Raw genomic sequence first — 23685 nt, forward strand, 5'->3', positions numbered from 1 at the left:
TAAGCGCTAAAGCGCCAACTCCGGTCGACACGCCAACTCGGGTCGACCGCCTTTGCCTGGGATCGCAGTAAGCGTGAGACACGCTAACTGCGATCGACAGCGGCATGGGACCCGAGTAAGCACTGAAGTGCTAACTCGGGTCGACAGGAGACACACACAATGATCGATTATCAAACGCTGACCTTCGAATACGCGCGCTGTCACGAACAGGGCGATGGCGAAGCGCGCGTGCATCCGGTAGTGGTTGTCGGCGCGGGGCCCGTGGGGCTCGCCACGGCCATCGACCTCGCGCAGCAGAACCTGCCGGTCGTGCTCGTCGACGACGACTGCACGCTCTCCACAGGCTCGCGCGCCATCTGCTTTTCGAAGCGCTCGCTCGACATCTTCGACCGGCTCGGCTGCGGCGAGCGCATGGTCGAAAAAGGCGTGAGCTGGAACGTGGGCAAGGTGTTCCGCAAAGACGAACTCGTCTACACGTTCAATCTGTTGCCCGAAAGCGGGCATCACCGGCCGGCCTTCGTCAATCTTCAGCAGTATTACGTCGAAGGGTTTCTGCTCGAACGCGCGCAGGCCCTGCCAAATCTCGAGATTCGCTGGAAGAGCAAGGTGACGGGCGTGACGCAATGCGCGCCCGGCGAAGCGGACGCGCATGTCGCGCTCGAAATCGACACGCCCGATGGTCCCTACACGCTGCGCGCACGCTATGTGGTCGCCGCCGACGGTTCGCGCAGCCCGCTGCGCAAGCTGCTCGGCCTCGACAGCCACGGCCGCACGTTCAAGGACCGCTTCCTGATCGCCGACGTGAAAATGGAAGCCGAATTCCCCACCGAACGCTGGTTCTGGTTCGATCCGCCGTTTCATCCGAATCAGTCGGTGCTGCTGCATCGTCAGCCCGACAACGTCTGGCGCATCGACTTCCAGTTGGGCTGGGACGCCGATCCCGTGCTCGAAAAAACGCCCGAGCGCGTGATCCCGCGCGTGCGCGCGCTGCTCGGCCCCGACGTCAAATTTGAACTGGAGTGGGTGAGCATCTACACGTTTTCGTGCTTGCGCATGGACCGCTTCCGGCACGGCAACGTGCTGTTCGCGGGCGACTCGGCGCACCTGGTTTCGCCGTTCGGCGCGCGCGGCGCGAACAGCGGCTTCCAGGACAGCGAGAACCTCGCATGGAAGCTCGCGATGGTGCTGGCGCAGCGCGCGCCCGACACGCTGCTCGACACTTACGCGAGCGAACGCGAGTACGCCGCCGACGAAAACATCCGCAATTCCACGCGCTCGACCGACTTCATCACGCCCAAGAGCGCCGTGAGCCGCGTGTTCCGCGACGCCGTGCTCACGCTGGCGCGCGAGCATCCGTTCGCGCGCCAATTGGTCAACAGCGGGCGGCTTTCGGTGCCGGCGGTGCTACGCGAATCCACGCTCAACACGCCCGACGAAGACGCGTTTCTGGGCGCGATGGAACCGGGCGCGTCTTGCGCGGACGCGCCAATCATCGACGCCCATTCGGGCACGTCCGGCTGGCTGCTGCCGCATCTCGGCGACCAGTTCGCGGGTCTCGTGTTCGGCCGCGCGGGCGCGGCCTTCGACACGGCGACGCTGGACATGCTGCAAGCGCTCTCGCGTGGGCCCGTGCCGCTCAAGTTCGTGTTGATGCTCGAAGGCGACGCGGCCGTGCCCGCGGGCTTGCCCGCGTCGACCGTGGTGCTGCGCGACGCCCAAGGGCTCGCCACGCAGCGTTACGGCGCGCAGGACGGCGCGTTCTATCTGGTTCGCCCGGACCAGCACGTGTGCGCGCGCTGGCGGCGTGCGGACCCGGCGCGCGTGGAAGCGGCGTTGAAGCGCGCGCTGTGCGTGGCCGGCACGGCCTGAACGAATGCAGAAAGCGAGGACATCATGCTGAACACTCAACCCAACTTCACGCGTCCCGACGACTTCTACGAGGCGCTGATCGACATGCATCGCGATCTCGACGAGGCGCAAAGCCAGTCGGCCAACGCGCAACTGATTCTGCTGCTCGCGAATCATGTGGGCGATCACGAAGCGCTCCTGGAAGCGATTCGCTACGCGCGCGCGGGCGTGATCGCTGCGCAAAGTCACGGCACGAAGCTGGCGGCTTGACCGCTTCGAGGCGTTGAAAAACGGGGCGTCGCGCGACGCCTACCGTTTCTTATCGGCGAAATTAATCTGGATGCCGAATCAAACTTGCATCGACGGCACGTCTTTCATGCAGCGCAGCGCGAACATCGAACGGCTGTGCCGGATGCCCGCGATGCGATACAGCTTCTCGCGCAGGAAGCGCTCGTAACCGGCCGTGCCGTCCACGGCCACCTTGATCCAGTAATCGTATTCGCCGGAGACGAGATACGCCTCCAGCACTTCGGGCAACGCGGCGAGCGCGGCGCCGAAGCGCGCGAGCGCGTCGTCTTCGTGGCGGTCGAGCGTGACTTCGAGAATCACGATGTCGGCGTAACCGAGCTTTTGCTGGTTCACGAGCGCCACGTAACCGTCGATATAGCCGTCGGTTTCGAGCTGGCGCGTGCGGTTCCAGCATGCCGTGGTCGACATGCCCACCTGTTCGGCGAGTTCGGCGTTCGAGAGACGGGCATTTTTTTGCAGCGCACCGAGGATCTTGCGGTCCTGATTGTCGAGCGTGCGGGCGGGGCGTTCGCGGCTGGCCATCGTCGAAAAGAATCCTGTTAAGCGATAGCGCATTTTAGCGGAAGAACGTTCTGAATTTTCGCGCTGAGCGCCTGAAAACAGGAAGCAAATCCAGCGTTGCGCCCGGTATATTTTCCGACATGCCTTCCATGCCCGGCACGACCCGCCCGGCCACCTAACCGGCGCGGGGCGCGCCGCCGCAGCCACGAGCCGCGGTGGACCGTCAGGCCGACTTCCGCCAATCGTGGCGGCCGCCGGGCACGGAGGCAACTCTTCGATCCATTTCAACGGCCACCCGTCAGACCGTCGATTCTTCCGCTCGCCTCCAGAACAACAAGATGTCGCTCCAGCTGTATTGCTCGTTTCTCGTCGCCGCGCTCGTGCTCGTCTATACGCCGGGGCCCGTCAATGTCCTCACCATGAGCCAGGCGTTGCACGCGGGCTGGCGGCGCGCACTGCCATGTGTGTGGGGCGGCACGCTCGCCGTGCTGCTGCAACTCGTGCTCACGGCGCTGTGCCTCAATTCGCTCCTGCTTATTAGTGAGCACTCACTTGTGCTGCTGCGCTGGCTGGGCGCGGCGTATCTCGTGTGGCTCGGCTGCAAGCAGTGGCGCAGCCGCTCCCTGGCGGGCGCGGATGTCCCGCTCGAAAACGCGACTCACAGCGGCAACGACGACACGAACCGTCGCGCGTTGTTCTGGCGCGGTTTCGCGACTTCGGGGCTCAATCCCAAGACACTGCTGTTCTTCCCCTCGTTCTTTCCGCAGTTCATGAGCGCCGATGCCGCGTGGAGCGCCAATCGCCAATACTTGCTGCTGGCGGCGACCTTCGCGTTGCTGTTCGCGGGCGGCGTGGCGTCCATGGCGCTCTGCTCGCACCGGCTGCGTCACGTGTTGCAGCGGCCGAGCCGCCTGCGGGCGGTCAACCGGCTGATGGGCGGCCTGCTCGTCGGCATGGGCGCGATGATGGCGGGATTGCGCTAAACGCCCCTTAAGGGCGGCTATGTCGATGGCGCAAAGAAAAACGGCGTCGCGCGGATTCCCGTGCGACGCCGTTTTGCGCTGGAGCGCGATGGCGGGAGTCTGGGCCGTTCAAGGCGCGGTCGCGTTGGCCGGCGACGACGCCGCGGGAGCGGCGGACGCCCCGCCCGTGCCCGGGTGACCGGCATTCGCCGTGGCGCTGCTGCCCGCGACAGGCGCGGACGCGACCGTTTGCGCCGCGGCGGCGCTTTGAGTGTTAGTGCTCACACTCGCCGAAGCCGCTGCAGGCGCGGAAGCCGGTGCGGCAGCGGAAGCCGCGGCGGCCGGTTGCGGCATCATCGCGGGCGGCACGAGCATGGTCGCGGCGGCGCCCGAGGCCGGCTGGGTCGTCACCACCACGGGTGCGGGCGTGCCATGCAGCGCGGCGGCACCCGTCGCGGCGGCGGCAGCGGCCACGGCGGGCGCGGCCGAGCCGACGGTCGGCGCGGGCGGTTCGGCCACGGCGGCGGCGACCGGCGTAATGGGCGCAACCGGCGGCGGCAGCGGCACGACCTTGATCGCGCCAGCGCCCGGCACGGGCTCGCTGCGCGCAACCGTGCTCAGATAGCGCCCGACCAGTTCGAAGAAACGCGTGTAAAACGAGCCAGACTGGATCGTTTCGCTCGAAATCTTGACCATTTCGTCGCTATTCGAGCGGATCGGCAGCGAAACCGACCCCAGAATCGAGAGGCCGACGCTCGCCGAGGTGTCGCTCTTCTTGAGCGCGTAACCGTTCTGGATCGCGTTGACGTACACCATGCTCGAATTCGTCGCGTCGCCGGCCGTACACACCACGTGCACTTCCACGACGATGTGCTGATCCACCGTGGGCTGGAAGTTCTTGTTGGCGTCGACGGTGTCGTTGTGCGTCATCGTCGTCATGTAACCCTGGCTCAGCAACGCGCGGCGCGAGGCCTCGCAGGCGTCGGCGCTGCCGTACGCGAAGCTGCGCGAAAACTGGTTCGGACCATTGCTCAGCAGCTGGTCTTCCTGGAACTTGGGCTTGGCCGACGAGCAGGCTGCGAGCGCCACGGCAACGGCGGCGAGGGCGGCAAAACGGAGCGGAGCGGACAAATGAGGGACAACCTTTGAAATACGGGACATGTTCGGGGCAGGCTAGACGGCAATGCATCGGACGGCATGCATTGTAATTTGATTCCGTGTCGCACAACCGAACGCTCGTTTTTTCGAGGTATTTCGAAAGCTTTCGGAGGGCGGCGCCGCGCGGGAGCCGCGTTCGTCTAGATTAGCTCAGCCAAAAGCCGCCACAAAAAAACGGGCTTTCGCGCGCACGCGAAAGCCCTTGTCAATTCGACGCGCCGTCGTGTGGGCGGAGAAACCGGGCCCGCGCCGCGCGGGGAGGCGCGGCGTGCCGGGACGCGTTGAGAGGTACGGCGGTACAGCGAAACGTGGCGAAACCGGCCGCGCGCGGCGAAACCTGCTCGAGCACGACCGGAGCGGCCTGGCGGATACGCTAAAATTGCTTGTTTTTCAGATGTTTACATCGCTCCATGCGGTCTCCGATGCCGAATTGAGTATCCGTTTGTGGATTTTGGATATCCACTTTGAAGCGGATCGCATCCAATTCCGCCGGGCAAAAATATTGACGACAATCTTTTTCGTCGGATGACGCACGCGCGTCCGGCGCTCATCAAGCTCATGACCACAGTGCAGGCCAAGGAAGGTCAGCGTTCGCTGCCTCAAACGATCCGCGACCAGTTGCGCGACGAGATCCTGCGCGGCGTGCTCGCGCCGGGCGCGCAACTGCGCCAGGAAAGCCTCGCGGAACGCTTCGGCGCGAGCCGCATTCCGGTGCGCGAGGCGCTGCGGCAACTGGAGGCGGAAGGGCTCGTGAGCTATCAGCTCAATCGCGGCGCCGTGGTCATCGCCATGTCCACGGGCGAGATCTGCGAATTGCTCGACATACGCGCGGCGCTGGAAACGTATGCCGCCAGGCTCGCGGTGCCGAACATGGCCGCCGCCGACATTAACGCGATGAAGCGCATCCTCGCCGCGTACGACGCCGCCGGTTCGCCCGCCGAGTGGGCCGAGTGCAATCGCCAGTTCCATCTCGCGCTCTGCGCGCCCGCGAACAACGCGCGGCTGCGCAAGATGATCGAGGCGTACTGCCTGAGCACGACGAACCGTTACCCGCATCTGCGCATGTCGCTCGACACGGAAAAGACCGAGGTGCAGGACGACCATTACGCGATCGTCGAGGCCTGCAAGCGTCGCGACGTGAACGAGGTGGTGGCGCTGATCGAGCGGCATATTCTCGATACGAAGCGCGAAGTGATGGCCGCCGCGCGTCACGCGGGGCGGGAGACGTAATCGAAGCGATCGGCACCCATGAATGCCGATAAAAAACGGCGGGCGCCCGAGAGGAACGCCCGCCGTTTCGCTTTCCGGCATCGACGGAAAAATCGTCAGGATGCCGAATGAAGCGCGAAACTCACACCGCCATTTCGGGCGGCGCGCGGCGGAAGCAACGCGTGATCCAGCCGAGGTAGGCGAGGCCGAGCACGAACCACACCACGCCGAGCACGATGGCCGTCTTTTCGAGGCTGCACAGCAGCCAGATGTCGGTGATCGCGCCGAGCAGCGGGAACACGAGGCCGCCCATCACGCCGAAGCCGCGGGTGCCCGGCGCGCCGCTGAAGTACTGGCGGATCACGCACAGGTTCACGGACGTGAACGCGAGGAACGCGCCGAAGTTGATGAACGAGGTCGAGGTCGCCACGTCGAGCTTGAGCGCGATGAGGCCCACGATGCCGGCGATCACGATGTTGATCGCGGGCGTGCGGAAACGCGGATGAATGTAGCCGAAGATCGACTTGGGCAGCACTTCGTCGCGGCCCATTGCGTAGAGCAGACGGCCGACGCTCGCCTGCGCCGAGATGCCCGAGGCGAACTGCGCGAGGATCAGGCCCGCGAGGAAGATCGTCACGAACACGTCGCCGCCCACTTTGCGCGCGATTTCGAACGCGGCCGAATCCGGGTCCTTGAACACGGCGCCGGGATGCGCGAGTTGCAGCGTGTAGGCGGCGATCACGAAGATCGCGCCGCCAATCAGCGCGATCAGCACGATGGCGCGCGGAATGGTCTTTTCCGGCTCGATGGTTTCTTCCGTCAACGTGGAGACGGCGTCGAAGCCGAGGTACGAATACGCGGCGATCGCGGCGCCCGCCATCGTCGCCGAAAGCGGCACGTGCGGCTGGAAAAACGGCTGCGCGGTGAGCAGGCCGCCGGCACCGGCCGCGGCCGAAGCATAGTGGCAGCACAGCACGACGAACATCGCGGCAATGCCGAGTTGCACGATCATCAGCACGATGTTGAAGCGCGCGGCGAGTTCGATGCCGAGCACGTTCAGGCCGCTCGTCAGCACGATGAACGCGACGATCCACACCCACGACGGAATGCTCGGGAACGCGGCCGTCAGATACGCCGCGCCGATCAGCCAGATCACCATCGGCAGGAAGAAGTAGTCGAGCAGCGTGGCCCAGCCGATCATGAAACCGAGGTGCGCGCTGAAGCTCTTGCGTGTGTACGTGTACGCCGATCCGGCCACGGGAAAGAGGCGCGCGAGCTTGCCGTAGCTGAGCGCCGTGAACACGATGGCGATGAGCGCGACGAGGTACGCGAGCGCCGCGGTGTCCTGGCTCGCGCCGGCGAGCACGCCGTAGGTGCCGTAGACGATCAGCGGCGCCATGTAGGCAAGGCCGAACAGAAGCACGGAGGGCAAGCCGAGCGTGCGCTTGAGATGCGGTTCGTGTGCGCCGCTGGCGGGCGGCGTCGAGGCGGAAGTCATGGTGCGGGTGTCTCCTGGGTGCGGCGGTTTGAGCGGGCGTGAGCGAGCCGCGCCGTCCATGCGGGCGGCGGGCTGGATCGCGGCGAAGGCTGCGGCGTGTGCTGCTTGTAAGGCTCGTGCGGCTCGTGCGGCGGGGCGGGCGTTTGCCGCGGCCGCCGTGGCTTCTACGGCTCGTGCGGCTTGGGGCGGGTGGCCGGAGGCGGTCGCTGGAGCATGATGGGCGGCGCGTCCGGCGCGTGGATCAGCGCGCTTGCGGCGCGCGCGGGCGCAGGTTGAGCGAGCGGCGCCCCTGCGCGTCGTTCTCGTCCACGAGATCGAGCGCGACGCGCGCGTCGTGCAGATAGCTGTAGTGCTCGCGGCTTTGCGCGAGCAGCGCGCGGTCGGCGCTCGCGTGCAGCACGGCGTCTTCCTGTTGCAGTTCGCAGAGCACGTCGCCGAACGGGCTGATGAGCGCCGACTCGCCGGGGAACGTAAGGTTGTCGTCGCCGTCGCCCACGCGGTTCACGAGTGCCGCGAACATCTGGTTCTCCATCGCGCGGGCCACGATCGCGCGACGGTGCACGGGGCCGAACGGGTCCATGTTGCCGTTCGTCACGATCAGCATTTCCGCGCCGAGCGACGCCACGGCGCGCCCGGATTCGGGAAATTCGATGTCGTAGCAGATCAGCATGCCGACCGTCATGCCCTTGAATTCGCACACTTCGAAGCGGTCGCCGGGCGTGAACACGCCCACGTCGGAGGCCCACAGGTGCGTCTTGCGGTAACGCAGCGCGATCTCGCCCTGTTCGTCGATCAGCACCGTGGTGTTGTAGAAGCGCTCGCCTTCGCGCTCGGAGAGGCCCACGGCCACGCCCACGCGGTGGGCGCGCGCGGCGTCGCGCACCGCGCCGAGCGAAGGACCGTCGAGCGTTTGCGCGAGATCGCGCACGTTGTCGCGCGTGGGAAAGCCGGTGAGCGTGGCTTCCGGGAAGACGACGAGATCGGTGCCGGCGCGGCGTTGGCCGATCGTGTCCAGCACGCGGGCGAGGTTGGGCGCGACGGCGCCGTCCACGACGGGAATCTGCGCGAGTTCGAGTTGCATGCGTGTCTCCAGTATGGCCTGCGATGCAGTGTGATTCGTGTGATGCGTGAGGCTCGTGCGCGGCGAATGCGGGTCGATAACGGATCGATCGGCGCGGATCGCGGCGCCATCTGCCACGATTAAACGCCGCTTCCTGCGAGAAAGCGCCGCGCGGGCTTCAGGAGCGGCTATTATCACCACGTTATTTTTGTCCAGGAATTACCCAGCAGGGTTACCCTGATCGGAGGACCCATGGAAGGCGACTGGCAAGATCGCGCGTTCCATCATCACATCGCCACGCTGATCGACGCGCTCGACGGCCCCGACTTCTGGACTCGCCTCACGCGCGTGATCGAGCGCTTCGTCGCGTTCGACAACTGGGTCGCGCTCGTGTTCGTGCGCGATCGCGCGCCGCTCGTCTGCGCCGAATCGCCCACGCCCGACGGCGCCGTGGACCTGTTGTTCCGCGCGTACCTCGACGGCATGTATCAGCTCGATCCGTTCTACATCAACGCGTGCGAGCGGCCGCGCGCGGGCCTCGTCACGCTCGCCGAAGTCGCGCCCGACAACTTTCGTATCACCGACTACTACCAGCGCTATTTCAAGAGCAACATCATCGGCGACGAAGTGCAGTTCAACCTGCCGTTCGAGATTGGCCGCACGCTGATTTTTTCGCTGGGCGCGCGGCGCCATTACGCCGAACGCGACATCGCGCAATTCGCGCTGTTCGCGCCGTGGGTGGTCGCGCTCATGCGGCAGCGGCTCGCGTACGAAAGCCTCGCGCAGAGCGCCATCGACAGCGCCCTGGCCGGGCGTGACGCAACGCCGGAACAGGAAGCGTTGAGCGAGGCGGGATTCGCGAGCCGGTTCGAAGCGGTCACGCAGCAGAGCGGGCGCACGCCGCTTACGGCGCGCGAGATCGAGGTGGTGCGGCTGAGCCTGAGCGGCTTTTCCACGCGCGCGATCGCGGAGCGGCTCGACATTTCGTTCGAGACCGTGCGTGCGCACAAGAAGCACATTTACGCGAAGCTCGGCGTGAGTTCGCAGTCGGAATTGTTCGCGCTGTTTTACGAGCCGATGGGCGCCGTCGGGTCTATCGGTTCCATCGGGCACGCGGGCGGGTAAGGCCCGCGCCGCGCACCACGCGGTGTCAGAACTCGACCAGCGCGAAGTCTTCCTTGCCCACGTCGCAGAGCGGGCAGCGCCAGTCGTCGGGCACGTCGGCCCAGCGCGTGCCGGGCGCGAGGCCGTCGTCGGGCGCGCCGGCTTCTTCGTCGTAGACCCAGCCGCAAATCACGCAGACCCAGCTTTTGAAGCCGGTGCCGGTGCCGGCGGGCGCTGATGCCGCGATGGTTCCGGCAGGCGCGGCTTCGGTGCCGCGCGGCGGGGTATCCAGCGCGACCACGAGCGGCGGGGCCGTCGAGTCGCGCGCGGCGAGCTTCGTTTGCAGCGTGTCGAGCAGCGCGGCGGCTTCGTCGGCAGTGAGGTCGATCCAGAACGGATCGCCGGCGCCGTCGTTCAGGCGGTCGGGGGAGAACTGGATTTCGAGGGCGACGCCTTTCTTGTACATAAGCAAAAAAACGAAATAGCGAGCGTCCCGAACGCGCCCTGCTTACAGGAAGTAGCGGAACAGCAGCGAGCCGGCCACACCGGCGAGGCCGATGATCGTGAGCATCTGCAGCAGCGTGATGGACTTGCGGGCAGGCGGGTTGGCCGAAGCGTCGGGACGGGTGGTGGTGTTCATAGGGTTCGTTGCGCGCGCGAAGCGGTTGACGTAATGCGGTTAAGCGATGGAAATCGGCTGCGCCCGGAAAAATCTGCCGATGGTTTTGCAGACGGCAAACCGGCGCGGCTCGCGAGTGTCGCACGATTTCGCGCTCGCGGGGGCATTTCGGCACGGGGCTGCGCCCACGCGCCGCATCGCGACAACGTCCCTATTATCGCAGCGCTCGCGCCCCGGATTGCGCATCAGGCGGAGATGATTTATTTCGGTGCAGTTGAGAAACCGGTGGGTATTCGAATACCGTCAGGTACTCAGAAGGCGCCGCTCGATCAACGAGAAGATCCAGCACACGGGCACCGCGCACGCCATGCCGATAGCGACTTCGGCCACGCGAAACAGCGCCACGTCCCACACCGGCCCCTGCGCGGGCACGAGCATCACGATGGTCGTCGTGATCGCGCCGAGCCGCGCCGCCGTGCTCAGGCGCAAACACCAGCAACCGATGATGACGACGCTCACCGCCACCAGATACGCCGCGAGGTTTTCCGGCCCGAGCGTGGCGGCCGCGAAGCCCACCACGCCGCCCGCCACCGCGCCGATGATCTGGTCGCGCGATTGCGCCACGGTATCGGCGTAATCGTGCTGGGTGACGGCAATTGCCGTGATCGCTGCCCAGAACGCCTGCTGCGTGTGCATGGCGTGACCGATGGCGTAGGCGAGGCCCGCGCCGCACACCGCGCGCAGCGCCATCAACGTGCCTTGCGCCGCGCGGCTCTTGAGCGGCAGACGCTTGAGCGCGCCGAGCGCCGCTTGCTGGAGCGAGGTGAGATACGTGTATAGATTGTCTTGCGGGTCGGACATTGCGGAGCGGGGCGTCGGGCGTGAAGGGAAGGTCGCGCCGCCAAGCATAACAAGCGCCGCTTTCGAATCGCGCGTGGTTGCGCTCGCACACGGCAAACCCTGCGCGAAAGCGGCGCGATGCCGTTGCCGCATCGCGCCGCGTGTTATCCGCGAAATCCTGCCGAATGCTCCGGATCAGCGCTTACTTCCTGTCGATCGAGAAGCGTCCCGGGCCCGTCACGGCGAGCGCCAGCAAACCGCCCGCGATGCTCACGTTCTTGTAGAAGTTGATCATGTTGGCCATCTGGTCGGCGCCCGTCATGTTCCAGAAGTGATGGCCGATGATCGCGGTGGCGATCGTGTAGAGCGCGAGCAGCACGGCGAGCGGCCGCGTGTAGAAGCCCACGATGATCAGAATGCCAACCACGAATTCCATGACCACGGCGATCACGGCCGAGAGCATGGGCGCGGGCGCGCCCACGTGCGCCATGTAGTCGACGGTGCCGGAAAAGCCCGTGATCTTGGCCCAGCCGAACAGCACGAACAGCGCCGCGAGCAGGACGCGCGAGACCAGCAGGACGACGTCGTTGCCTTGCCCGAACAGGTTGTATCGCATGGTGATTCTCCGAAATGCTTTCTTGATTGTTTGCAGACGGACCGCGCGCCGTTGGGTGCGCGGTCCGTCTGTGATGGGTCGTCTGTCGTGATCGATTACGAGAACAGTTCCGACACTTCGATATTACGCAGATCGAACACGAGGACTTCCGCGTCGTGGCCGTTCGCGACGGTCAGCTCGCGTTCCGAACGCAGGCGTGCGCCGTCGCCTTCGCCGAATTCGACGCCGTTGATCGTCACGCTGCCGCGCGCCACGTGCACATAGACGTAACGGTCGGCGGCCACTTCGAGCTTCGCGGTTTCCGCGCCGTCGAAGCGGCCGGCGTAGACGCGGGCGTCCTGACGCAGCAGCAGCGAGTCGTTCGCGCCGTCCGGCGAGAGGATCAGGCGCAGCTTGCCGCGCTTTTCCGCGTCCGCAATGTTCTTCTGCTGATAACGCGGCTGCGCGCCTTTCTCGTTCGGTGCGATCCAGATTTGCAGGAAGTGCACCGGGTTATCGGCCGAATGGTTGAACTCGCTGTGTGCCACCCCCGTGCCGGCGCTCATCAGTTGCACGTCGCCAGGAACGATGACAGAGCCCGTGCCCATCGAGTCCTTGTGCTCGAGCGCGCCTTCCAGCACGTACGAGAAGATTTCCATGTCGCGGTGCGGGTGCTTGCCGAAGCCGCGCGCCGGAGCGACGCGGTCGTCGTTGATCACCAGCAGGTCCGAAAAACCGGTTTGCTTCGGGTCGTAATAGTTCGCGAACGAGAAGGTGTGACGCGAGCTGAGCCAGCCGTGTTCGCCGCGGCCGCGTTGGTCTGCTTTGCGAAGTTCGATCATGTTTTCTCTCCGGTGGGTTCGTTGTTTCGTTCAGTGCTGCGATGGATTGAATTCTAGGTCAATCATTTCGCGTTGAATCGCACTAAAATACGACTCACCGTCACGTATAAGTGGACAATCAACATGCAGCTCGACGACATGCGCATTTACGTCAACACCGTGGATGCGGGCAATTTCACGGCCGCCGGGCATCGCCTGCGGCTTTCCAAGCAGTTCGTGAGCCGCCGCGTGGCCGCGCTGGAGGCGGATCTCGGCGCGCGGCTGCTGGTGCGCAACACGCGCAAGCTCGCCGTGACCGATCTCGGCCAGGAGTTCTACGAGCGCGCGAAGCGCATCCTCGCCGACGTGGCCGAGGCCGGGCAGGCCATGTCGGACCGGCGCAGCGAGCCGCGCGGCCTGCTCAAGGTGAGTGCGCCAATGTCGTTCGGCATGGCGCATCTGTCGCCGCTCGTCGCGGAGTTTCTGCGCGAGCACCCGGACGTGCGCTTCGACATGGACCTGAGCGACCGCACCGTGGACGTGATCGGCGAGGGTTTCGACATGGCACTGCGCATCGGGCGGCTGGCGGATTCTTCGCTGGTGGCGCAAAAACTCATCGACGTGCGCATGCTGGCGTGCTGCAGCCCCGGTTACAAGCGCCGGCGCGGCGCGCCCCAGACGCCCGCCGATCTGGCCCAGCACGCGTGCCTGCCTTACGGGCAGCAGGGGCGCGCGCCGTGGGAATTCATGGTCGATGGCCAGCGCACGTCGCTCGAAATCAATGGGCCGATGCGGGCGAACAACGGCGAAGTGCTGCGCGACGCGGCCGTGGCGGGTCTCGGCATCTGCTATCTGCCCGACTTCATCGTGGCCGGATCGGTGGATGCCGGCTTGCTCGTGGAGGTGCTGGAGCCCTTCATGCCGCCGCCGAACGCGCTGCACGCGGTGTATCCGCAGCATCGCGAGGCGTCCGTGACCATTCGCGCGCTCACGCACTATTTGCGCGAGCAACTGGCGGCGCGCGTGGCCAGGGCGCGCGGTGGCGCGCTTTGACGCACCCTCAAACGGCCGCTCGCACCTTGCGTTGTGCGCATGGCGCCATCATCTAACGGACATGCACGGCGGTTAGGGTCAGGGTGACGGAACCGCCGGACAATACGGCGATCTCAGCCCATGCGGCGTTGCCGAGCCTTGCGCACCGCAGCATAAAAACGGGCGGAACATGGGGCGCGATGTCGCAGTTTCGTTGTATGCTCACCGCCCCGAAGGTTGCTCGGGCCGCTCGATGCGGCGCCAAAGCCTTGTCTGGCGGGCTTCGAAGAAAGCTATGGGGCCTGATAGGCAGGGTTTATACCGGCGATCAAAGCAACCAATTTTTCAAACGGACGCGGTTCCCGTAACCTTCGTCCATACCCTTTCAACCCAGAGCGAGGAATCAACGCATGTCTCTCATCAACACGCAAGTCAAGCCGTTCAACGCCACCGCTTACCACAACGGCAAGTTCGTTCCGGTCTCGAATGAAGATCTGAAGGGCAAGTGGTCGGTTGTCGTGTTCTACCCGGCTGACTTCACGTTCGTGTGCCCGACGGAACTCGGCGACCTGGCCGACCAGTACGCAGAATTCCAGAAGCTGGGCGTTGAGATCTACGGCGTGTCGACCGACACGCACTTCACGCACAAGGCATGGCACGACACGTCGGACACGATCGCCAAGATCCAGTACCCGCTGGTCGGCGACCCGACGGGCGCGATCACGCGTAACTTCGACGTCATGATCGAAGAAGAAGGTCTGGCACTGCGCGGCACGTTCGTGATCAACCCGGAAGGCGAGATCAAGCTGTGCGAAATCCACGACAACGGCATCGGCCGTGACGCGAAGGAACTGCTGCGCAAGGTGCAAGCCGCTCAGTACGTGGCATCGCACCCGGGCGAAGTGTGCCCCGCCAAGTGGACGCCGGGCGCAGAAACGCTGAAGCCGTCGCTCGACCTCGTCGGCAAGATCTAAGCGTTGCAGGATCAGTGCGATCGCCCTGATCGCACAACGCGGTAGATAAGCAGGAAATCCGGGCCGCGCCCACGCGGCGTGCGGCCCGGACGCAACGCCTCTCGTATGACCCCGTGCCGTACCCCGTATTCCCCGCTTCTTCTCTAGCCGGAAAAAAAAGCCATGCTCGACGCTAACCTCAAAGATCAACTCAAAAGCTACCTGGAAAAAGTCACGCAGTCGATCGAGATCGTTGCGTATCTGGACGACGGTGAGAAGTCGCAGGAACTGCAGCAATTGCTGCAAGACATTACTTCGCTCTCGGGCCGCATCTCGTACGAAGAACGCCGTGGCGCCGCTGCCGGCGACGCGCGTTTCCCTTCGTTCGACATCAAGCGCGCCAACTCCGACGTCCAGGTGACGTTCGCGGGTATCCCGATGGGCCACGAATTCACGTCGCTGGTGCTCGCGCTGCTGCAAGTGGGCGGTCACCCGGTGAAACTCGAACAAGACACGATCGAGCAGGTCAAGTCGCTCGAGGGCGTCTTCGCGTTCGAAATCTACATGTCGCTCACGTGCCAGAACTGCCCGGAAGTCGTGCAGTCGATCAACGCGATGGCGACGCTCAATCCGAACGTGCAAGTCGTCACCATCGACGGCGCGCTCAATCAGGACGAAGTCGAGAAGCGCAAGATCATGGCCGTGCCCACGATCTACCTGAACGGCGAAGTGTTCGGCCAGGGCCGCATGGGCGTGGAAGAAATTCTCGCCAAGCTCGACACGGGCGCTTCGGCGCGCGCGGCGGAAAAGCTGAACCAGAAGGACATTTTCGACATGCTGATCGTCGGCGGTGGCCCCGCTGGCGCGGCGGCTGCGATCTACGCGGCGCGCAAGGGCATCAAGACCGGCGTGCTCGCCGAGCGTTTCGGCGGTCAGGTGCTCGACACGATGTCGATCGAGAATTTCGTCTCCGTGACGGAAACCGAAGGACCGAAGTTCGCGACGGCGCTCGAGCAGCACGTGCGCACTTACGAAGTCGACATCATGAACGTGCAACGCGCCGAAGCGCTGGTGCCGGTGGGCAACGGCTTCGAAGTGCGTACGCAAAGCGGCGCGACGCTGCGCGCGAAGAGCGTGGTGCTGGCCACCGGCGCGCGCTGGCGCAACGTGGATGTGCCGGGCGAGCAGGAGTACAAGAACAAGGGCGTGGCGTACTGCCCGCACTGTGACGGCCCGCTGTTCAAGGGCAAGCGCGTGGCCGTGATCGGCGGCGGCAATTCGGGCGTGGAAGCGGCGATCGACCTCGCCGGTATCGTGAGCCACGTCACGCTGCTCGAATTCGGCGCGCAACTGCGTGCGGACGAAGTGCTGCAACGCAAGCTGCGCAGCCTGCCGAACGTCGCGGTGCACGTGAACGCGCAGACCACGGAAATCACCGGCGACGGCCAGAAAGTCACGGGTCTCGCCTACCTCGACCGCTCCTCGGGCGAGAAGCATCACCTCGAACTCGAAGGCGTGTTCGTGCAGATCGGTCTCGTGCCGAACACCGAGTTCCTGAAGGGCACGGTGGCGCTTTCGAAGCACGGCGAGATCGAAGTGGACGCGAAGGGGCAAACGTCGGTGCCGGGCGTGTTCGCCGCGGGCGACGTGACGACCGTGCCGTTCAAGCAGATCGTGATCGCCGTGGGTGAAGGCGCGAAGGCATCGCTCGGCGCGTTCGATTACCTGATTCGCTCGTCGGTGGAGCAGGAAGAAGACGCGAAGGCCGCCACCGCGGTGGCCTGATCCATCGGGCAGATTGCCGATGACAAAAACGCCGGCCTTCGAGCCGGCGTTTTTTTCGCCTTTTAGAATTGGCGTAGTGTGGGCTTATCGTTCGAACCAGATTCGAGCAGAAAAGGGAGACGACCATGGACCGCGAGACTTTCATTCGCACCCTCGCCAGCGAGGGTTTTCCGGAACCGGTGCTCGTGAAGCGCGAGGCGGGCACGATGGACGAACATACACACCCGTTCGAGGCGAAGGCGCTGATTCTCAGCGGCGAGATTGGCATCAGCGTGAATGGCGCCGAGACCGTGTATCGCCCGGGCGACGTGTTTCATCTGCCCGCCAACACGCCGCACTTCGAGCGTTATGGTGCGGAGGGCGTGCAGTATCTGGCGGGACGGAAGGGGTAATTCGAGCCGCGCCATACCTTCTGGCGCGAGTTTGATCGGGCCAAAAGAAAAAGCCATGTGTTGCTCGACACATGGCTTTTTTACAGAACGGCGTGAGCTGAAGATCAATCACCCCCGCGCCGCAATCTCCTTCTTCCACCCTTCGATGATCTTCCCGGCCAGCGCGTTGTAGTCGCCGTCGAAGTGATGCTCGCCCTTGGTCTTGACCACGTTGATGCCGGTGTTCGCGAGCGACGGGCACAGCGTTTCCGTTTCTTCCGCGCCGTAGATGCACTGCACGATCGAAGGCGGCACCTTCGCGATTTCCGGGCGCGCCTTGAGCGCCTGGTCGCTCGCGGGCATGCCGAGCCAGCCCGTCACGCGAATCTGAAAGTCGGCGTCGGGTGCGAAGCCGAGCAGCGACATGTACGAGACTTTCGCGCGCAACGCGTCGGGCAGACGGTTGTAGGCGAATGGCATGACGTCGGCGCCAAACGAGTAGCCGACCAGCGCGATGTGCTGCGTGTGCCAGCGCGCGCTATAGGTCTTCAGCACGCGCGCGAGGTCGTGGCTCGTTTGCGCGGGCGTCTTTTCGCTCCAGAAATAACGCAGCGCGTCCCAGCCGACCACCGAAACGCCTTGCTTTTGCAGCGCTTCGGCGATGGTCTTGTCGAGATCGCGCCAGCCGCCGTCGCCGGAGATCACCACGGCGAGCATGTCGCTCGGATGCGCGGCGGGCAGTTCCACGAGCGGCAGATCCGAGACGTCGTCTTCGCTTTCGGTCTGGACGCGCAGATGGTTCGCGGTGAGCGCCACGAGCTTGTCGGCGTCCGGCGTGCCGGGCGCGAACGCCTGCAGCGGCGCGGCCACGTGCGCGTCCTTCGTCGTCACGCCTTGCTCGAAGAAGCCGGGCAGGCCGTGGCCGCGTGAGAGCGTGGGGTCGGCGGCGCACGGCGCGAAGCGTGCGTCGAGCTTCTCGGTGGGATCGAGCGATACCGAGCCCGCCATCGTGTTCGCGGGCGCCTGCGCGAGCATGCGTTGCGCGATCAGCGCGCCTTCGCCGCTGCCGATCGCGATCGGCGCATAGTAGGCGCTCGATCCCTGCTGGCGCTCGAGCTGGTGGCTCAGCGCTTCGGCATCGCTATAGAGGTTGTGGCACTTCTCGGTTTTATCGGCCGCGAGTTTGGTCGCGTATTGCTCGGTGTCCACGCCCACGACCAGCGCGCCGTGGTGCGCGAGCGCCGTGGCGCGCGTTTGATCGGCGGCGCTCCAGTGTTTATCGGCGGAAAACAGCACGGCGAAGCCGCGCATCTCGCCCGTGGGTTTGGTCACGGCAACCTCGCCATAACGGCCGCCGGGCACGAGCATGGGTTTGGCTGATGTCGACGCCGAAGTCGAAGTCGCGACGGCAGCCGAAGCCGCGTTCGAGTTCGAAGCCGATGGGAACGTGGAAGCGGCGTTGGCCGGCGGGATTGCGCAAATCGCGAGCAAAGCGGCGCCAACTGCCGCGCAAGCAGCGCGCGGCAGCGTGAAATTACGGTGAGTCATGAGCGCCAGCCTCCTGCCAGCAACGATAGATCGGCGAGGGTGATGAACACGCTGATCGAGCCCGAAGCGGCCAGATAGCGCGGTTCCCAGCGCGGCGCGAACTTGTTCTTGAAGCCGCGCAGTCCCCGGAAATTGTAGAAACGGCCGCCGAAGCGCCAGATGAAGCCCGCGAGCCGATGCCACGACGACGCGAGCGGCGACGGCCCCATGCCCGAGAGCGGCGCCATGCCGAGCGAGAGCGAATGGTAGCCGGCGTCCTTGAGATGCAGCGCGAGCTGCGTGAACAGATACTCCATCGCATACGGCGAGGCCGACGGCAGATGGCGCATGACGCCCACGGTCGCGTCGGTGTTCAGGTCCGTGGTCATGAAGGTGACGAAGGCGAGTGGCTCGCCGTTCTGGCGCACCAGCAGCACGGATTGCGGGGCGAGGTAGTCGTCGTCGAACGCGGCTACGGAGAAGCTCTTTTCGCGCGCTTCGCGGTCTTCGAGCCAGGCGTCGGAAATCGTGCGCAACACCGGCAGGCTTGCGCTCATCTGCGCGGGCACGATGTGCTCGATCGAGAAACCGTCGCGTTCGCCGCGTTTGAGCGCATAACGCAGATGCGCGCGCTGCGGGCCTTTCAGGTCGAATTCCTTGAGCATCACGCGCGCTTCCTCGCCGAGCTTCATCAGCGTGAGACCGGCGTCGAGGTAGAGCGGCAGGGCGTCGGCGCGCACCTGGTAGAACGCGGCGCGGCCGCCGTGCGCGTGCGCGAGCGTGACGAATTCGCGGATCAGCGCGGGCCATTCTTCGCGCGGCCCGACCGGATCGTGCAGTGCCGCCCACGTGCGGCCGCGCTTCGCGTACATGAGGAACGCGCTGCGCGAGGCCGAGAACAGGAAGCTCTTGTCGCCCATCAGCGCGAGGCCGGCGTCGCTGCGTTCCTGCGCACGCACGATGCGCGCGGCTTCCGCGAGGTCTTCGCTCGGGGGCATCACGAAACGGCCCGCGGCCGGACGCAGCAACTGCCACAACGCCAGCGCGGCGGCGAACACGCCCGCGCCGAGCGTCGCGCGCAGCGCACGCGGCGCGCGGCTATGGAACGCGAACTGCCACCAGAGGTGCTGCGAATACTGCACGTCGCGGAACGCGAACAGCATCACCCAGACGGCCAGCGCGATCACGCAGCCGACCGAGGCGAGCCACGCGGGCGTGAAGCGCTCGGCGAACAGCGACGAATGGCGATTGAAGCGCTTGCGCGTGGCGAGGAGCAGCACGATCAGCACGCACAGCACGCCCGCTTCGACGAACGCCAGACCTTTCGCCAGCGACAGCGCGAGGTTGGTCACGGCGATGGCGAGCGCCAGCCACCACGCGGCGTCGAGCCGGCGCAGCAGACCGCGCGCGACGAACAGCAGCAGCACGCCGAGCAGGCTGCCCATCAACTGCGAGCTTTCGAGCACCCACAGCGGCAGGAAGGTTTGCAGCAGCGCGATGCGCTTCGAGAATGCGGGCGTCGCGCCCGAGATCACGAGCATGCTGCCGGTGACGAAGGTGACGATCGCAAGAAACAGCGGCGCGAGTTGCGAGACGCCGTCGGCGCGGCGCGCGAAGCGTGCACCCAGCGGCGACTTGAGCGCGCGGCCCTCGAACACGGCGAGCACGGCGGCGGCCACCAGCAGCGGCGCGCCGAAGTAGATCGCGCGATAGGCGAGCAGCGCGGCGAACACGTCCGAGGTGGGCACGTGCGGCCCGAGCGCGTAGATCATGGCCGCTTCGAACACGCCGATCCCGCCGGGCGTATGGCCGATCAGGCCGAGCAGCATGGCCGCGGAATACACGGTCAGGAAGTCGGTGAAGCCGATCTCGCCGTGCGGCATCACGGCCCAGAGCGCGAGGCCCGCGCCGACCACGTCGACGGCGGCCAGCAGCAATTGCGCGACGAGGTCGCGGCGCGCGGGCACGTCGAAGCGCAGCCATGCACGGTTGAACGGCGCGATTTCACGCGCCTTGGCCGGGCACAGCGCGATCAGCAAGGCGCCGCCGGCGAGCAGCGCGCCGCCGATGCAGCGCAGCGCGAGCGGCGAGAGATGCAGCAGGCCGGAGAGCGTATCGGCCGCGCCGACCATGCCGAGCGCCGTCATCAGCGCGGTGGCGGCGGCGAGCGTCACGCTCGTGAAGGCGGTCATGCGGCCCACTTGCGCGGCGGTGACGCCCGCGCCGCCGTAGACGCGGCAGCGCACCGCACCGCCCGTCAGCGCGCCGAAGCCCGTGACGTTGCCGAGTGCCGATCCGGCGATGGCGCCCGTCCACAGCGCGCCGCGCGAGACGCGCATGCCGAGGTAGCGCAGGCCGACGGCGTCGCGGCCCGCGAGCGCGACGAAGCTGATGGCCGTGGCCGCGAGCGCGCCGCTCCATTGGGCGGGGGCGAGCAGCCAGAGTTGGTGAATGACCGATTTGTAGTTGACCGCGCGCGACAGGTGCTGGAACACGAGCAGCAGCAGTCCGCAGATGCCGATGGCTAACGCAGGCGCGACGCAGCGCTGCAAGGGCAAGGCGTCGGCGCGACGGCGCAGCGCCGCGAGGGCGCGCGCTGCGCGCGAAGGGTGCGATTGAGACATGGATCTGGCCTGGTGACTCTGCGATGTCGCCGTTTCGCCAGCCTGGATTCTCCCCGGCGGCGACAACGCGTTTTTTTCGCTACGTTCGTTCGGCAATCGGGCGGAACGTAATCGTTTGGTAAAGGACTTGTTAAAAAACGCACGGTCCTACCTGCTGGTTGACGGCCGTATGCAATAAAGCTTGATACGGTTCAGCACTCATACGAATGAAGCCGCGAAAAAGCGGGAAAAATTGCCGAATTCAGCGCTTTCACGCGTGGTCGATCCATGACGTTAGCTAATTTCTTTTCGACGATTTAATCGACCGGGCGTGCGAAATGATGATGCGTGCATTACGCGACAATTAAGGGAAGCGCTAACTCATGCGGGCGCCGCAAGCCTTGCTGGGCGGGGGATTCCGCCAGCGGCAACGGGCATTGTTCCAGCTGTCGCGTGAATGCCCCATTGCGGATCGGCCCTTATTTGAAACACGATTGTCACTATTCCGAGACAGCCGATTTAATTCTTTTACAACGCCCGATCGGAGGTTTAGTCTCCTTGGAGTCAAGAGTTGTTTTACTGCGCCAGGAGAACGACGTGAAAAGACTCGCCTTGACTTCCTTCTCGCTCGCCGCGCTCGGGGTAGCCGGCGCGGCCCATGCCCAGACCAGCGTGACGCTGTACGGCACCATCGACACGTCCATCACCTATGTGAATCACGCCTCGGGCGGCAGCAATCTCTGGACGCTCGGCAATTCGAGCTATGGCAATCTCTCGGGTTCGCGATGGGGCGTGAAGGGCGCCGAAGATCTGGGCGGCGGTCTCAAGGCGATCTTCCAGCTGGAAAACGGTTTCAATCCGTCGAATGGCGCGCTGGCGCAGGGCGGACGGTTGTTCGGCCGCCAGGCGTACGTCGGCTTGACCGCCGAACAATACGGTTCGCTCACGCTGGGGCGCCAGTACGATCCGCTCATCGACCTCGTGCAGGGCATCACCGCCGACAACTATTTCGGCTCGGTCTTCGCGACGGCTGGCGACGTCGACAATTACGACAACAGTTTTCGCGTGAACAACGCGGTCAAGTACACCACGTCGAACTGGAACGGTCTGCAGGCCTCGGCAATGTACTCGTTCGGCGGCATCGCGGGCTCGACCGGTTCCGAGCAGTCGTACTCGGCGGCCGTCGCCTACACCAGCGGACCGTTCGCGCTCGCGGGCGGCTACTTCTACGCGGCGAACAGCCAGGCGCTGGGCGCGCTGCGCACCGACGGCTGGGCGAGCACCTCGGACGGCACCTTCGACGGCCCGGTCAACAGCGGCTATGCCTCGGCGCATTCGCTGTCAATCGCGCGCGCGGCGGCGCAGTATCAGCTTGGCCAATTCACGTTCGGGCTCGGCTACAGCAACGCGCAGTACGCCCCCGACGCCAGCTCCGTGTTCCGCGACACGCAGCGCTACAACACCGGCCAGGGCTTCATGAACTACCAGCTGAGCCCGGCGCTGCTGCTCGGACTCGGCTACAGCTACACGCATGCGAACGGCGACACTTCCGCGAACTACCATCAGGTGTCGATCGGCGCGGACTACAACCTCTCGAAGCGCACCGATCTCTACATGACCGCCGGCTGGCAGCACGCGAGCGGCGAGACCGGCGACGGCGCGGGCGGCGCGATGCCGGCCGAAGCGTCGATCGGCTCGTACGGCTACTCGGGCACGTCGAACCAGACGATGGTGAATCTCGGGCTGCGGCACAAGTTCTGAGCGCGCGCCGGGTCTGGCGCGTTGCAGTATCGCGATGAAAAACGCCGGATGGCTCGCCGTTGCAAGCGGGCCCATCCGGCGTTTTCTATTGCGCCGATGTCGATACCGCTATCGACATCGCGTGCCCGCGCCGCTTCACGCTTCCTGCGAGCTTCGCAGTGCCAGCTTCGCGACGCGCACGGCCACGCGCTCGCCCCATCGACGCAACTTCGCAAACGGCGGCTGCCAGGCGGTCGTGATCGTCACGCGCGCCGGCGTCGCGGCTTCCGTGCTCAGCCAGATGCGCTCGTTGCGTTCGAGCCGCAGCGTGTCGCCGGGACGCAGCCAATGGTCGTAGGGCGAACGCGCACGCGTGATCCAGACGATGGCGCCATGCACGCGCACGGCGGCGGGCGCCTTGACGCGCAACGTGAGCGTGCGCATGGGCGGCACGGCGAAATGCACCGATTGCGCGGGCAAAGGGTGATCGAAGCGATCGCTTTCGAGGCTCGGGCGCGCGGGCGGCGCGCGATCGAAGCCGGTCGCGGGCGCGGCGCGACAAGACTCGGGCTGAGGGGAAGCTTGTGAGGCGTCATCCATCGTTTTCTCCATGATAGGAGCCGACGAACGGAGCGCTGCCACCCAAAAAACACAAAGCCCCGCGATGCCGGCGGGGCTGTGGTTTGCGTGACGACAGACTGCTAACGGCTAGTACGCACACCATCCCCGTGGATAACCCATGTGGTTATGCCACGTATGTTTTGTCGTGTTGACGACGACGGGGAGGGTGGAGGCGGTGTGCATGTTGTCGAGTGTGCGGGCAGCGCGCGGGCGCTGTCAATCGAAGCGGCGAGAAAATCGCATCGACGGAAACGGTCGGTGGATTGGTGATATCGCCATGTTTCGTTCGCTGAAGCGTCAGACGGAACGCCGCGCGCTTGCCGACAACCCCCGTTTCTATCTAGCATTGATTGTTTTCAGGCAAACCGGCTCGCGCTTTCCATATATTGGGAAACTGACGGGATCCAATGCGATCGTGGCGTGGAGTGTTGTAGAGAAACGACTGCTTGTGATATATCACATACAGAATATTGCTTTTTGTGGCGACGCAGCATAGGATTGAGTCATTCGATGACTCAATCATGCGGAG

General features: G+C 65.2%; 24 protein-coding genes. 12 read left to right on the forward strand and 12 right to left on the reverse strand.

The window, feature by feature from the left end:
* The first annotated feature begins 159 nt into the window (after positions 1 to 159).
* Together FAZ98_RS19275 and FAZ98_RS19280 are read left to right on the forward strand one after the other, a co-directional pair.
* Positions 160 to 1869 (forward strand): FAD-dependent oxidoreductase, encoded by a 1710-nt coding sequence (locus FAZ98_RS19275; RefSeq protein ID WP_158952916.1) that lies wholly within the window; start codon positions 160 to 162, stop codon positions 1867 to 1869.
* A gap of 24 nt (positions 1870 to 1893) precedes the next feature.
* Positions 1894 to 2118, forward strand: coding sequence for a DUF2783 domain-containing protein (locus FAZ98_RS19280; RefSeq protein ID WP_407672079.1), 225 nt, complete (start codon positions 1894 to 1896; stop codon positions 2116 to 2118).
* 78 nt (positions 2119 to 2196) lie between these two features.
* On the opposite strand, the gene FAZ98_RS19285 is transcribed toward FAZ98_RS19280, so the two are convergent.
* The gene (locus FAZ98_RS19285) at positions 2197 to 2679 is read right to left on the reverse strand and encodes an Lrp/AsnC family transcriptional regulator (RefSeq protein ID WP_158952917.1); all 483 of its coding nucleotides are present in this window, start codon (positions 2677 to 2679) and stop codon (positions 2197 to 2199) included.
* A gap of 317 nt (positions 2680 to 2996) precedes the next feature.
* Here FAZ98_RS19285 and FAZ98_RS19290 point away from each other — a divergent pair, with 317 nt between their 5' ends.
* Complete coding sequence (locus tag FAZ98_RS19290; protein ID WP_158952919.1) at positions 2997 to 3641, forward strand: LysE family translocator; 645 nt, start codon at positions 2997 to 2999, stop codon at positions 3639 to 3641.
* A 108-nt stretch (positions 3642 to 3749) separates the two neighbouring features.
* On the opposite strand, the gene FAZ98_RS19295 is transcribed toward FAZ98_RS19290, so the two are convergent.
* Positions 3750 to 4751 (reverse strand): DUF2242 domain-containing protein, encoded by a 1002-nt coding sequence (locus FAZ98_RS19295; protein ID WP_233272743.1) that lies wholly within the window; start codon positions 4749 to 4751, stop codon positions 3750 to 3752.
* A gap of 295 nt (positions 4752 to 5046) precedes the next feature.
* On the opposite strand from FAZ98_RS19295, the gene FAZ98_RS19300 reads away from it, so the two are divergent.
* Both FAZ98_RS19300 and FAZ98_RS19305 read left to right on the forward strand, forming a co-directional pair.
* Positions 5047 to 5307, forward strand: a complete 261-nt coding sequence (locus FAZ98_RS19300) for a hypothetical protein (protein ID WP_158952922.1) — start codon at positions 5047 to 5049, stop codon at positions 5305 to 5307.
* 29 nt (positions 5308 to 5336) lie between these two features.
* Positions 5337 to 6008, forward strand: a complete 672-nt coding sequence (locus FAZ98_RS19305) for a GntR family transcriptional regulator (protein ID WP_158952923.1) — start codon at positions 5337 to 5339, stop codon at positions 6006 to 6008.
* 121 nt (positions 6009 to 6129) lie between these two features.
* On the opposite strand, the gene FAZ98_RS19310 is transcribed toward FAZ98_RS19305, so the two are convergent.
* Both FAZ98_RS19310 and FAZ98_RS19315 read right to left on the reverse strand, forming a co-directional pair.
* Positions 6130 to 7485, reverse strand: coding sequence for an APC family permease (locus FAZ98_RS19310; RefSeq protein ID WP_158952925.1), 1356 nt, complete (start codon positions 7483 to 7485; stop codon positions 6130 to 6132).
* Positions 7486 to 7726: 241 nt separating this feature from the next.
* On the reverse strand, positions 7727 to 8566 hold the full coding sequence (locus tag FAZ98_RS19315; protein WP_158952927.1) for a carbon-nitrogen hydrolase family protein: 840 nt from the start codon (positions 8564 to 8566) through the stop codon (positions 7727 to 7729).
* Positions 8567 to 8797: 231 nt separating this feature from the next.
* Here FAZ98_RS19315 and FAZ98_RS19320 point away from each other — a divergent pair, with 231 nt between their 5' ends.
* Positions 8798 to 9670 (forward strand): helix-turn-helix transcriptional regulator, encoded by an 873-nt coding sequence (locus FAZ98_RS19320; protein ID WP_158952928.1) that lies wholly within the window; start codon positions 8798 to 8800, stop codon positions 9668 to 9670.
* A gap of 25 nt (positions 9671 to 9695) precedes the next feature.
* Here the strand turns inward: FAZ98_RS19320 and FAZ98_RS36060 are convergent, their stop codons facing one another.
* From FAZ98_RS36060 to FAZ98_RS19340, 5 genes are all read right to left on the reverse strand, one after another.
* Positions 9696 to 10115 carry a rubredoxin gene (locus FAZ98_RS36060; RefSeq protein ID WP_158952930.1) on the reverse strand — a complete coding sequence of 140 codons (420 nt, stop codon included), beginning with the start codon at positions 10113 to 10115 and terminating at the stop codon, positions 9696 to 9698.
* A gap of 42 nt (positions 10116 to 10157) precedes the next feature.
* Complete coding sequence (locus FAZ98_RS35955; RefSeq protein ID WP_267904839.1) at positions 10158 to 10289, reverse strand: hypothetical protein; 132 nt, start codon at positions 10287 to 10289, stop codon at positions 10158 to 10160.
* A gap of 282 nt (positions 10290 to 10571) precedes the next feature.
* Positions 10572 to 11129, reverse strand: coding sequence for an FUSC family protein (locus tag FAZ98_RS19330; protein WP_158952932.1), 558 nt, complete (start codon positions 11127 to 11129; stop codon positions 10572 to 10574).
* Positions 11130 to 11310: 181 nt separating this feature from the next.
* A complete protein-coding gene (locus FAZ98_RS19335) occupies positions 11311 to 11724 on the reverse strand; it encodes a DoxX family protein (RefSeq protein ID WP_158952934.1) in 414 nt (137 codons plus the stop codon).
* Between the two features lie 95 nt (positions 11725 to 11819).
* Positions 11820 to 12545 (reverse strand): pirin family protein, encoded by a 726-nt coding sequence (locus FAZ98_RS19340; protein WP_158952936.1) that lies wholly within the window; start codon positions 12543 to 12545, stop codon positions 11820 to 11822.
* Between the two features lie 123 nt (positions 12546 to 12668).
* Between FAZ98_RS19340 and FAZ98_RS19345 the strand changes: the two genes are divergently transcribed.
* The 4 genes from FAZ98_RS19345 (at position 12669) to FAZ98_RS19360 (ending at position 16686) form a co-directional block, all read left to right on the forward strand.
* A complete protein-coding gene (locus FAZ98_RS19345; protein WP_158952938.1) occupies positions 12669 to 13577 on the forward strand; it encodes a LysR family transcriptional regulator in 909 nt (302 codons plus the stop codon).
* A 389-nt stretch (positions 13578 to 13966) separates the two neighbouring features.
* On the forward strand, positions 13967 to 14530 hold the full coding sequence (gene ahpC / locus FAZ98_RS19350; RefSeq protein WP_158952940.1) for an alkyl hydroperoxide reductase subunit C: 564 nt from the start codon (positions 13967 to 13969) through the stop codon (positions 14528 to 14530).
* A gap of 162 nt (positions 14531 to 14692) precedes the next feature.
* Complete coding sequence (gene ahpF, locus FAZ98_RS19355) at positions 14693 to 16294, forward strand: alkyl hydroperoxide reductase subunit F (RefSeq protein WP_158952941.1); 1602 nt, start codon at positions 14693 to 14695, stop codon at positions 16292 to 16294.
* Positions 16295 to 16419: 125 nt separating this feature from the next.
* Positions 16420 to 16686 carry a cupin domain-containing protein gene (locus FAZ98_RS19360; RefSeq protein ID WP_158952943.1) on the forward strand — a complete coding sequence of 89 codons (267 nt, stop codon included), beginning with the start codon at positions 16420 to 16422 and terminating at the stop codon, positions 16684 to 16686.
* Positions 16687 to 16794: 108 nt separating this feature from the next.
* Here FAZ98_RS19360 and FAZ98_RS19365 read toward each other — a convergent pair whose 3' ends face one another.
* Positions 16795 to 18213 (reverse strand): virulence factor family protein, encoded by a 1419-nt coding sequence (locus tag FAZ98_RS19365; RefSeq protein ID WP_233272744.1) that lies wholly within the window; start codon positions 18211 to 18213, stop codon positions 16795 to 16797.
* Positions 18210 to 20816, reverse strand: a complete 2607-nt coding sequence (mprF, locus tag FAZ98_RS19370; protein ID WP_158952944.1) for a bifunctional lysylphosphatidylglycerol flippase/synthetase MprF — start codon at positions 20814 to 20816, stop codon at positions 18210 to 18212. Before mprF ends, FAZ98_RS19365 begins: the two co-directional genes overlap by 4 nt.
* A gap of 576 nt (positions 20817 to 21392) precedes the next feature.
* Between mprF and FAZ98_RS19375 the strand changes: the two genes are divergently transcribed.
* Positions 21393 to 22556, forward strand: a complete 1164-nt coding sequence (locus FAZ98_RS19375; protein WP_158952946.1) for a porin — start codon at positions 21393 to 21395, stop codon at positions 22554 to 22556.
* 135 nt (positions 22557 to 22691) lie between these two features.
* Here the strand turns inward: FAZ98_RS19375 and FAZ98_RS19380 are convergent, their stop codons facing one another.
* On the reverse strand, positions 22692 to 23135 hold the full coding sequence (locus FAZ98_RS19380) for a DUF2917 domain-containing protein (protein ID WP_158952947.1): 444 nt from the start codon (positions 23133 to 23135) through the stop codon (positions 22692 to 22694).
* 202 nt (positions 23136 to 23337) lie between these two features.
* Between FAZ98_RS19380 and FAZ98_RS19385 the strand changes: the two genes are divergently transcribed.
* Entirely contained in the window at positions 23338 to 23652 is a 315-nt protein-coding gene (locus FAZ98_RS19385; RefSeq protein WP_158952949.1) for a hypothetical protein, read from the forward strand.
* The last annotated feature ends 33 nt before the right edge of the window (positions 23653 to 23685 follow it).

This window comes from Paraburkholderia acidisoli, assembly GCF_009789675.1.
GTDB lineage: Bacteria > Pseudomonadota > Gammaproteobacteria > Burkholderiales > Burkholderiaceae > Paraburkholderia > Paraburkholderia acidisoli.